10 protein-coding genes are annotated in these 10,963 nt (G+C 60.7%); 1 reads left to right on the top strand and 9 read right to left on the bottom strand.

Features of this window, described 5'->3' with window-relative positions; all coding sequences use genetic code 11:
• Positions 1-12: 12 nt before the first annotated feature.
• From DOM57_RS18440 to edd, 9 genes are all read right to left on the bottom strand, one after another.
• Positions 13-891, bottom strand: a complete 879-nt coding sequence (locus DOM57_RS18440; RefSeq protein ID WP_110650651.1) for an SMP-30/gluconolactonase/LRE family protein — start codon at positions 889-891, stop codon at positions 13-15.
• A gap of 32 nt (positions 892-923) precedes the next feature.
• Complete coding sequence (gene kce / locus DOM57_RS18435; RefSeq protein WP_110650650.1) at positions 924-1,856, bottom strand: 3,5-dioxohexanoate:acetyl-CoA acetone transferase; 933 nt, start codon at positions 1,854-1,856, stop codon at positions 924-926.
• 24 nt (positions 1,857-1,880) lie between these two features.
• On the bottom strand, positions 1,881-2,666 hold the full coding sequence (locus DOM57_RS18430; RefSeq protein ID WP_110650649.1) for an SDR family oxidoreductase: 786 nt from the start codon (positions 2,664-2,666) through the stop codon (positions 1,881-1,883).
• A gap of 8 nt (positions 2,667-2,674) precedes the next feature.
• Positions 2,675-3,388: a GntR family transcriptional regulator gene (locus DOM57_RS18425; protein WP_110650648.1), complete on the bottom strand. Its 714-nt coding sequence runs from the start codon at positions 3,386-3,388 to the stop codon at positions 2,675-2,677.
• Positions 3,389-3,834: 446 nt separating this feature from the next.
• Positions 3,835-4,803: a carbohydrate kinase family protein gene (locus tag DOM57_RS18420; RefSeq protein ID WP_110650647.1), complete on the bottom strand. Its 969-nt coding sequence runs from the start codon at positions 4,801-4,803 to the stop codon at positions 3,835-3,837.
• Positions 4,804-4,868: 65 nt separating this feature from the next.
• Complete coding sequence (locus DOM57_RS18415) at positions 4,869-5,744, bottom strand: aldo/keto reductase (RefSeq protein ID WP_239496316.1); 876 nt, start codon at positions 5,742-5,744, stop codon at positions 4,869-4,871.
• A 2-nt stretch (positions 5,745-5,746) separates the two neighbouring features.
• The gene (locus tag DOM57_RS18410; protein WP_110650646.1) at positions 5,747-6,616 is read right to left on the bottom strand and encodes a D-hexose-6-phosphate mutarotase; all 870 of its coding nucleotides are present in this window, start codon (positions 6,614-6,616) and stop codon (positions 5,747-5,749) included.
• Positions 6,613-7,572, bottom strand: a complete 960-nt coding sequence (glk, locus tag DOM57_RS18405; protein WP_110650645.1) for a glucokinase — start codon at positions 7,570-7,572, stop codon at positions 6,613-6,615. The genes DOM57_RS18410 and glk overlap by 4 nt, the downstream gene beginning before the upstream one ends.
• Positions 7,569-9,419, bottom strand: a complete 1,851-nt coding sequence (edd, locus tag DOM57_RS18400; RefSeq protein ID WP_204353033.1) for a phosphogluconate dehydratase — start codon at positions 9,417-9,419, stop codon at positions 7,569-7,571. Before edd ends, glk begins: the two co-directional genes overlap by 4 nt.
• Before the next feature lie 241 nt (positions 9,420-9,660).
• Between edd and gap the strand changes: the two genes are divergently transcribed.
• Entirely contained in the window at positions 9,661-10,662 is a 1,002-nt protein-coding gene (gene gap, locus DOM57_RS18395; protein WP_110650643.1) for a type I glyceraldehyde-3-phosphate dehydrogenase, read from the top strand.
• Positions 10,663-10,963: the final 301 nt, after the last annotated feature.

Here is a 10,963-nt window from a genome sequence, read left to right as displayed (position 1 = left end):
GAAATTAGTTATTTACCCAGCGAAGCGGTGCTCGGGCACGCCTTTGACGCCGAGTCCGGTAATGGCGAACAATGCGCCACGACATTGTCCATCGCGGGGCGAACCTGGCAGAGGTGGATTTGCCATGGACGTGACATACAGCACGTCCAGGTTTGGGCCGCCAAACATTACGCTGGTAACGTTTTTCAGCGGCATATCAATGATCCGGTCGATCTCGCCGGCTGGCGTGTAACGGATGATCTTGCCCCCATAAACCAACGCCTGCCAGATACAACCCTCTGCATCCACAGTTGCCCCATCGGCTGCCCCTCCGCTCGAGGTATCGACTGTGATAAATGTTCTACGATTGGAAATTTCGCCCGTGGTGGGGTTGTGATCGTAGGCCCAAACCTCTCCAGCCCAGGTGTCGGCGAAGTAAAAGATCGTACCGTCAGGGTTCCAGCAGGGGCCGTTTGAGCAGACGATGCCTGTCTGCAGACAAGTTAATCTGCCGTCTGGGTCGTAGCGGTATAACCCAGCTGAGGCGGACTTCTCGCTGGTGTCCATACCACCGAAGTAGAAACGGCCCTGGCGATCGACCTTGCCGTCGTTGAGACGATTTCCCGGTTTGTCGGATTCTGGATCGACGATCAACGTTACGGTACCGTCACCTAGGTCAACGTCATGCAACCCGTTCTGCAGAGCTGCCAGTGCGTGCGTTCCATCGGCACGTAGCGCCATGGAGCCGATTTTCTGGCCGACTTCCCAAGCACGGATTTCACCGCCATATTCGGTTGCCCGGAAGATCCGGCCGTCGAAACTATCAATCCAGTAGATCCGCTGCTGGTCGACATCCCAGAGCGGGCCCTCTCCTAGCGTGGTTTTTAGATCCGCCACGATATCGATTTGCATGACGCTCTCCTTTATTGAACATTTGAAGCGACCTAGAAATTGACTCGTTCCTTACCCTTTAGGCCGAGCATTTCTCGAGCTTCTTCGGGTGTAGCCACGCGCAGGCCGAGTGCTTCTATGATGGTGCGGATTCGCCGAACTTGATCGGCGTTAGAAGCCGCTAGCTTGCCCGGTCCGTCCCAAAGAGAGTCTTCCAGGCCGACACGGACGTTAGAGCCCATGGCTACCGACATGGCACCAAGATTCATCTGGTTGCGACCTGCTCCCAGCACTGACCACTGATAGCCGTCTCCGAACAACCGATCAGCGGTCCTGCGCATATGCATGAAATCTTCAAAATGCCCGGCGATGCCGCCCCGGAGACCGAACACTGACTGGATGAATAACGGTGTCTTCAGGAGGCCACGGTCAAGGAAATGCGATGCCGTATAAAGATGGTTTATATCGTAGCACTCCAACTCGAACCGGGTGTCATTGGCACTGCAAGATTCAAGTATATGGGCGATATCTCGGAAGGTGTTCTTGAAAATTCGATCGTCGCTCTCGACCAGATACGGATGCTCCCAATCGTGCTTGAATTCTTTGAATCGCTTTAGCATTTCATAGAGTCCAAAATTCATGGAGCCCATATTTAAAGAGGCTAGCTCGGGCGAGAAGTGATGCGCTGGCTGCATCCTTTCTTCGACCGGCATGGTAGGAGATCCACCAGTAGTGAGATTAATAACTACGTCGCTTTTTGCTTTAATGACTGGTAGAAATTGATCAAATAGGGAAATATCCTGGCTGGGCTTTCCGGTCTCTGGGTTGCGTGCATGTAAATGTACAATCGCAGCGCCGGCTGCAGCTGCATCGAGCGCAGCCTCGGTGATTTCCTCAGGAGTAACGGGAAGGTATGGAGACATGGAAGGCGTATGGATAGCGCCGGTTACCGCACAGGTAATAATGACGGGGCGTGTCTTAGTCATTGACGTTTTCTCTTGGGTTGCTGGTTATAGATACTCGACGTTGCCATCGATGCTAATTGCTTGGCCGGTGATGTTGCGTGCTGCCGGGGAGCAAAGGAACAGCGCCATGGCTGCGACATCGTTGGCGGTCACCATGCGCCGCAGGGAAATTTTGTTGAGGTACTCGGCGGTCATCTGCTCTTCGGGAACACCAGCTTGCTTGGCTCGATCGCGGATCACACCATTCATACGCGGGCCTTCGACGATGCCAGGCAATAGCGCATTAACCCTGACATCGTCTGGCCCGAGTTCAGCAGCCAGCGACTTCATTAATCCAACCACACCCCATTTTGTCGCCGCATAAGGTGTTCGCCAGGCGTAGCCGAGCCTGCCGGCGACCGAACTCATACACAGCATTTGGCCGTGAGCGGATGCCTTGAGCATCGGTACCGCATGATGCGCGAAGCGGTATTGAGCGCTGAGATTGATGTCTATCGTCGCCTGCCAGTCGGTATCGTCTATAGCGTCGATGCCAGCAGTTGGTCCGGCAATGCCAGCATTGTTGACCAGCACGTCCAATCCACCGATACGTTGCTGCTCAGCAAAGACTTGGGCGATAGCCGCGGCATCCGATACATCCGCATGGGTAGCCACGACAGACGGATTCTTTGCTATAAATTCGCCAATTGCCTGTTCATTGACGTCGCAAATATGAACCTTTGCTCCTGCTTCGATAAAAGCTTCTGCTAGCGCTGCACCGATGCCGGAGGCTCCCGCGGAGATCAGAACATGTAAGCCTTCAGGAGGAAGCATTTGGGAGAGTAACGACATGATTTCACCTATTGGGCGGATCGTTTTCTATCAGGAAAATTCAATTGCTTGAGAAGCGTTTCGAGAGAGGCGGCAGCCTCCATGATGTCTTCGGTTACTGCAGCCCGAGCAGCCGCCTCGTCGTGCTCATACAGAGCCTCTAGGATTCTGGAATGAGCTAACATGGAACGTTCAAGATGCTGGCTATCAGGGGCGACTAGTGCGAAACACGGTCCCATGTGGAGCCAGAAATTCTCAACTGCGGCCATGGTCAGCTCAGCGTCGGCGGCTTGATAAATTCGACGATGAAAAGCGAAATTAGTCCGCAGGTAACGCTGGGTGTCACCTGCATTGGCCGCGGTTTGCAGATCGTCATATGCCTGCCGGATCTCAGTCATGTCTTCATCGTTCAGACGTCGAGCAGCCCGCTCGAGTAAGAGGCCTTCCAGCGCAACGCGGGCATCTCGTATTTCCCGCAGCGTAGCCGTATTCATCGACCGGATACGGATGCGCCCAGTCTTGGTTTCTTTGAAGGCATTTTCTGCGCTTAGCCTATGCAGTGCTTCGCGTACTGGCATTTGGCTAGCGCCAAGTGCCTCCGACAACCCACGAATAGTCAGCTTTTGGCCAGGCTTGAAACGGCCGCTCATCAATGCCTCGCGTAGTTGTCGATAGACTTGATCCTTTAGTGTGATTCGCGACACCTGTGTGAGATGCGGCAGCTTCGATTCGTCGCTGTTCATTATGGTTCTCCTTTCTATGGATAAAAGATATGTGATCACAAAATAAATTCATATAGGTATAGATACCAACTTTGGTCGCACGCAGCACGTCATGTATTGATAGGTTGACGGCGGGGTTTGCTTAATCGAAAGCAGTTTCGGAAACTGTAATGCTCTGAAACAGAAATCTACATATTAGTAAATAATTGTTTGAAGAGCATGGCGGCGCTTCTCTATACCGATGTGCGGTATAGCAAAGCCATTCAGTTCTAAGTTGTTTCAGCAAAGTAAGTAGGCTGAACGGAAGTTACTGTTCAAACGCAAGTGTTGAATGTAACCACAATGCGCGGAAATTAATTGGTAGATAGGTGAGTGCGCCTAGATCGAGAGGCGGCGAAGGTCGGTTAGACGATAGGCGTAGGTAGCGCCGGCCGAAGCCGGCGCGCGCGTTCAATAAGGTGAGGCATTCACTGGGGCAGGTCGGCGAGATCGTCGGTGCCGGGGAGCGAGACGAACGCGCCGGCGCGAGTGGCGGCAAAAGCACCGCAGCGACACGCGAAGACCAGCGCCTCGGTCAGCTTGGGCTCGTTGGCAAGCCAATCGGAAAATGTCTCGCAGGTCACCTCGTCGCGGGAGAGCGACGCCAGCAGGCCGCCGATGAAGGCGTCACCGGCGGCGGTGGTATCCACGGCTTGGACATTGGGCGGTGTGACCTGAAGCTGGCGGTCCGCGAGATGCGCGATGACCGGCCCGGGGCCGTCGGTGATCACGATCAGACGCGCACCGCGGACGAGGCGGGCACTGACCCACTCCTCGACGCTGCGGTCTCCGCGCAGCACGTCCAGTTCTTCGGCCGATAGCTTGATCAGATGGGCGCGCTCGAGCAGTTGTTCGACCAGGTCGACATCGAGGCGTCCCTCGGGCCACAGCATCGGGCGCAGGTTCGCGTCGACACTGATCAGGCAGCCGCCGCGCCGCGCGATGCTGGCGAGGTCCAGCGTCGTGCGGGCGATCTGGGCGTCGGTCAGGCTGTTGCTGCAGAGATGCACCAGCGCCGGTTCGGTAAAGATCCCCGATGGCAGATGTTCGCGACGGTAGAGCAGGTCGGCGGCGGGTGGGCGATAGAAGTCGAACCGGCGTTCGCCGTGGGCGTCGCGCGAAACGAAGGCCAGCGCGGTGCGTGCCTCGCGGGTGCGCACGACGTGCTGGGTATCGACGCCGTAGGCGGAGAGTTCGCCGACCAGGAAATCGCCGAAGCGATCCTCGCCGATCATGCCGAGAAACAGGCTTGGCAGTCCCTGGCGGGCGCAGGCAACGGCGGCGTTGGCGGGGGCGCCGCCGGCATAGGGAGTGAAGGTCTCGGGCCCACTGTCGTCGCCCAGGCGGCTGGACAACATATCGACGAGCGCTTCGCCGAAGGCGATGATGGGGGTCATGGTTTGCCGACTCTCTTCTCTCAATGCTCAACGAAGGCGCGGCGATGTGGCCGCGCCCGACCAGATCACGGCACCCGGTAGCTGCGGGCTTCTTCGAGCAGCGCGAACCAGGTGGGGCGATCGAGCTCGAGATTACCGCTCAACAGCAGGTTATCAATACGCCTTTCATTCAACGTTCCGATCACCGGGATCGGTCGTCCCGGCAGGCGCCGCAGCCAGGCCAGGGCAAGCCCTGCGGTGGAGGAGTTCAACTGCTCGGCCAGGCGCGACAATGCCGTGCCCAGTACATCCTCGAACACCGAGCCGCCACCCAGCGGCGACCACGCCAGCGGTGCCAGGCCGTCGGCGAGTATGGCGTCGTAGAAACCGTCGAACAGGGCGTCGGGATGGGCCAGCGACAGTTCGAGCTGGTGGACACCGAGCTTGTGGCGCATGGCCGCCTGAAGCCGTCGCCACTGTTCCGGCAGGAAGTTGGAGACCCCCACGGCGCCGACCTTGCCGGCATCGATGGCGTCGTCGAGCGCGCGGGCCGTGGTCTCGGCGTCCATCAGCGGATCGGGGCGGTGCAGCAGGAAATGGTCGAGCCGTTCGACTCGCAGGCGGGAAAGCGAGCTATCGATGACCTCGGTGAGGTAGCGCTCGGAGGTATCGTAGTGTTTGACCCCGAAGGGGGAGCGATCGCGCTGCGGCAACACGATGTTGCCCTTGGTCACCACGCGAATGCGGGATTTGAGCGAAGGCCGGCGGGCCAGCGCCTCGCCGAAACGCTGCTCGCCCTGATGATTGCCGTAGCTGTCGGCGTGATCGAACCAGTGCAGTCCCTGCTCGACCCGGGCTTCCAGCCAGTCGGCGAGCTTGTCGGCATCGTCGAATTCGGGGCGCTCGTAGAGACGCATCATGCCCAGGATGAAGGGCGAATCGAAGACCAGATCGTCGCTCACGCCTAGGCTACCTCTCGCACGATGGTGGTGGCCAGGAGATGCTGTCCGTCGGGAACCAGCCACACCGGGTCGACCCGTGTGCAGGCCGCCTCGACGCACAAGAAGCGCTGGCCGACCGAGGCCGGCGTATCGCTCGGCAGGTCCTCGCCGGGGTGCCAGACCACCGTGGAGTCGCTGCCCTGCTTGGTGATCTGGAGCCGGCGCCGGCCGTCGTCGAGTATGAGCGGGCGATTGGACTGATAGATCCGATCGAGCGCGCCACGAATGCCGAGCTCGCCCTGCTGATCTTTCTCGGTGAAGTGTTCGAGCTTGTCCAGATAGCGCGCGCCGGCGAGGCCTTCCACGCGACAGCGATGGGTATCGGCAACGGCGAAATAGGTATGCAGTGCGCCGGTGAGCTTCACCGGGGTGCTGCCGGTGTGGCGGGTGAACAGCTCGACGCTGAGCAGGCGCTCGTTGGCGTGCACGACCGCGTTCGGGGTCAACTGGTCGTGAAGCGAGGTTTCCGGCGACAGGTGAATCTCGACGCCGCTACCGCTGACGTCTTCGTCGATGGCGTCGATGCGCCACTGGGCGGTGCGCGCCGGGCCATGCATCGGCCCCTTGCCGTCCGGCGACTCATCGGCGAACCATGGCCAGCACAGCGGAATGCCACCGCGGATCGCTCCCGGTATCGGCTGTGGCGTCGGCGTTACCCAAAGCCAGTCGTCGCTATCGTTGGCAGGACGATAATGCAGGACTTGTGCGCCCTGCAGCGATATCGCCAGCTCGCCCCAAGCGGCCCTGATTATCAGGATTCGGCGGCCTTCCCATTCGGCTTCTCGCTGGCCATCGGTCGCTTCGACCAACTGCTTCAGCGTGTCGGGGATCATGTCACTTCCTCGTTGTGCAGGGCTTCCGCCGCGCCCAGCAGACCGGTCCACGGCGCCGTCACTACCCAGGTGGGGATGCCGGCATTGTAAGCGCTCAGGCGGCCCTTGTCGGCAAAGGCGCGGCGAAAATCACTGCGCGGCAGCCATTCGATCAGGCGCGGCGTGATGCCGCCGCAGAGATAGACACCGCCCAGTGCGCCCAGCGTCAGCGCCGCGTCGCCGCTGACGCTGCCGAGAATCTTGATGAAGCGCATCAAGGTCTCGCGGGCGACACGGTCACCGGCGCGGGCGGCACCGGTGACTTCCGCCGGCGTATTGTAGTGCGGTGTCACGTTGAGCAGGGCGGCGTGGGCGAAGTAGAGATCGAGCAGCCCCTGGCCGCACAGCAGGCGTTCTATCGATACCCGACCGTAGCGAGCGCGAAAGTAGTCGAGCAACTGACGTTCGCGTGCGTCGGTGGGGGCGAAGGTGGCGTGTCCGCCCTCGGTGGTCAACGGGATCCAGGCGCGACGGCTCGGCACCAGGCCGGCCACGCCGAGGCCGGTGCCGGGGCCGATCACCAGCCGCGGTCGCCGTTCCTCGGCCTCGCCCTCGCCGATCTTGACCAGTTCGTCTTCCTGAATATGCGGAATGCCCAACGCCTGGGCGGTGAAGTCGTTGATGACCTTGAAGTTCGACAGCCCGAGCTGTTCGGCGACCTGGCGCTTGGAGAAACCCCAGTCGTTGTTGGTCATCTTGACCCAGTCCTCGTGCACCGGGCAGGCGAAGGCCAGACAGGCTTCCCGGGGCGCCTCGGCGCCCACCTTCTTCAAGTAGTCGGCAATCGCCTCGACCAGGCCCGGATAGCGCGCACAGGGCAGGGTTTCGATCGATTGCAACTCGACACTGCCCGGCGTGACCAGGGCGAAGCGTGCGTTGGTACCGCCAATGTCGCCAATCAAGGCGGGAGTCGTCATGAGGGCCCTCCGGGCAGATCGGCGGCGTCGAAGCCGCCGAAGGTGGCGGCGCCTTCCTCGGCACCACCGACCAACTGGCGGAAACCGGCGAACAGTTCGCGCCCCAGTCCGTGATGATAGTGATCCAGGTCGCAGGTCGCCGGTTCACGGCTCGCCCAGACATCCGCATCCACCAGCGCTTCGAGCACGCCGTTGTCGGGATCGAGGCGAACCACGTCGCCATCGCGCAGATAAGCGATCGGTCCGGCGTCGGTGGCTTCCGGTGTGACATGGATTGCCGCCGGCACCTTGCCGGAGGCGCCGGACATGCGCCCGTCGGTGACCAGCGCGACCTTGTGGCCGCGATCCTGCAGCACACCGAGGAACGGCGTCAACTGATGCAACTCGGGCATGCCGTTGGCGCGGGGGCCCTGGAAGCGCACGACCACGATCACGTCGCGGTCCAGTTCGCCGCTTTCGAACGCTGCCTTGACCTGGCTCTGGTCGTCGAAGATGCGCACCGGCGCCTCGACCTTGCGGAATTCCGGCTTGACCGCCGAGACCTTGATCACGCCGCGGCCCAGGTTGCCGTCAAGCACCGCCAGGCCGCCGGTGGGCGAGAACGGACGCGACACCGGACGCAGGATCTCCTCGTCGAGGCTGTGCCGAGTGCCTTCGCGCCACACCAGGCGGTCTCCATCCAGGAACGGCTCTTGGGTATAGGCGTGCATGTCGGTGCCGAAGGCGGTGCGCACGTCGGCGTGCATCAGGCCCGCGGCAAGCAGTTCGCGTACCAGGAAGCTGACGCCACCGGCGGCGTGGAAGTGGTTCACGTCGGCCTGGCCGTTGGGATAGATCCGGGTCAGGCTGGGAATCGCTGTCGACAGTTCGGCGAAATCGTCCCAGGTGATGGTCAGCCCCACGGCGCCGGCCATCGCCACCAGGTGCAGGGTGTGGTTGGTCGAGCCGCCCGAGGCCAGCAGACCGATCATGGCGTTGACGATGGCATGGGCGTCGATCTGCTTGTAGAACGGATGATAGTCGCCGCCTTGTGCGCTCAAGCGAATCACCTGCTCGGTGCTGAAACGCGTGATGGCGTCGCGCAGCGGCGTGCCGGGGTTGACGAACGAGGTGCCGGGCATGTGCAACCCCATCATCTCCAGCATCAGCTGGTTGGAGTTGGCGGTGCCGTAGAAGGTGCAGGTGCCAGGGCTGTGATAGGACTCGGATTCCGCCTCGAGCAGGGCGTCGCGGCCGACCTTGCCTTCGGCATACAACTGGCGGATGCGGGATTTCTCGGCATTGGGCAGGCCGCTCGGCATCGGTCCCGCCGGAACGAACACCGCCGGCAGGTGGCCGAAGCGCGCGGCGCCGATGAACAGTCCCGGCACGATCTTGTCACACACACCAAGATACAGTGCACCGTCGAACATGTTGTGCGACAGCGCCACGGCGGTGGCCATGGCGATCACGTCGCGGGAGAACAGCGACAGCTCCATGCCGGGTTGCCCCTGGGTCACGCCATCGCACATGGCCGGCACGCCGCCGGCGAACTGCGCGGTGCCGCCCATGCCGCGGGCGGCTTCCTTGATCAGCGCGGGGAAATGCTCCAGCGGCTGATGCGCCGAGAGCATGTCGTTGTAGGAGGAAACGATGCCCACGTTGGCACTGTTCATCAGTTTCAGGCTGTTCTTGTCGCCGGCGTTGCAGGCAGCGAAACCGTGGGCCAGATTGCCGCACGAGAGCTCGGCGCGGTGAACGCCGCGACGATGCTGTTGCTGCATGCGCTCTTCGTAGAGACGCCGCCGGTCGGCGGAACGTTCCTCGATGCGCCGCGTTACGCGATCGACGGTGGGATTGAGCGTCATGGTCTGCCTCATCGAGCTGTCAGGGTTATTTGGTAAACTTACCAAAAAGATTGCCTAGCAGTCGTGAATGTATCGTTAGTATTAGGCTTTCGGGGTAATATTCTTTCATTTTCCAATGTTCTAGACTGTCAGTAGTTTCGCGGGAATCGTCAGCGCCGATTCGCATCGATGGCTTTCGGTTCGGTCACTTCCGGTCGCCGCTCCGCGATCCCCTACAACGTCTCATCAAGAGGAGAGCAACATGACATTGCGCGTCGCCATCAATGGATTTGGCCGCATCGGCCGCAACGTGCTCCGTGCCCTGTACGAAAACGGCTACCGCGACCGGGTCCAGGTCGTCGCCATCAACGATCTCGGCGATCCGGCACTCAACGCCCATCTGCTGCGTCACGACAGCGTGCACGGCCGCTTCGGGTTCGACGTCACTCACGACAGTGATACCTTGAGCGTAGACGGTGACAGCATTCGCATCCTCTCCGAGCGCGATCCGGCCCAACTGCCGTGGCAGTCGCTGGATGTCGATCTGGTCATGGAGTGCACCGGGCTGTTCACCAAGCGCGATGCCGCTGCCAAGCACATCGAAGCGGGGGCGGGGCGAGTGCTGATCTCGGCGCCAAGCAGCGACGCCGATGCCACCATCGTTTTCGGGGTCAACGAGCAGGTGCTCAAGGCCGAGCATAAGGTAGTATCCAACGCTTCCTGCACCACCAATTGTCTGGCGCCGGTGGCCCAGGCATTGCAGCAGAGCGTCGGCATCGAAAACGGCTTGATGACCACGGTGCACGCCTACACCAACGACCAGAACCTGTCTGACGTCTATCACAAGGACCCGTTCCGCGCGCGTAGCGCCACCCAGTCGATGATCCCGACCAAGACCGGTGCCGCCGCCGCGGTCGGCCTGGTACTGCCGGAACTCAACGGCAAGCTCGACGGTCTCGCCGTACGCGTGCCGGTGATCAACGTGTCGCTGGTGGATCTGACCTTCAACGCCAGTCGCGAGACCAGCAAGGAAGAGATCAACCAGATCATGGAAAAGGCCGCGGCGACATCGCCGGTGCTGGCCATCAACTCCGAACCTTTGGTGTCGATCGACTTCAACCACGACGCCAATTCCTCAACCTTCGATGCCAACCACACCCGGGTGAACGGCCGCCTGGTCAAGGTCATGGCGTGGTACGACAACGAATGGGGTTTCTCCAATCGCATGCTGGATACTGCGCTGACCATGCAGGCCGCCGGTTAATCGATACGCGTCCGGAGCCGCGCGAAAACTGGCTCTGGCGCGGCCGTGCATGAAGCGACAGCAGCTCCTGGGAAAGATCGGGCGGCGTCCATTATTGGACGCCGCCTTTTTTCTGCACTAAGGAAACGCTGAATAAATCGACGAGCAGGATGAAACGCAAGGCGCACGGAGCACAGAAGACGAGACATAACATGGGTTAGGCGAGTTTTCGAGCATCGCGCAACGCAGCGATTCGCCTGCGCAGACATTTATGCAGTGTTTCCCTAAGCGAATGGAGAGGCAAGGTTTGTAGTGGTCAAGT

It is taken from the genome of Salinicola peritrichatus (genome assembly GCF_003206715.1).
In the GTDB taxonomy this organism is placed as follows: Bacteria; Pseudomonadota; Gammaproteobacteria; order Pseudomonadales; family Halomonadaceae; genus Salinicola; species Salinicola peritrichatus.
Note: the sequence above shows the minus strand (reverse complement) of the source record. Positions and strands in the feature narration are given on the sequence as shown.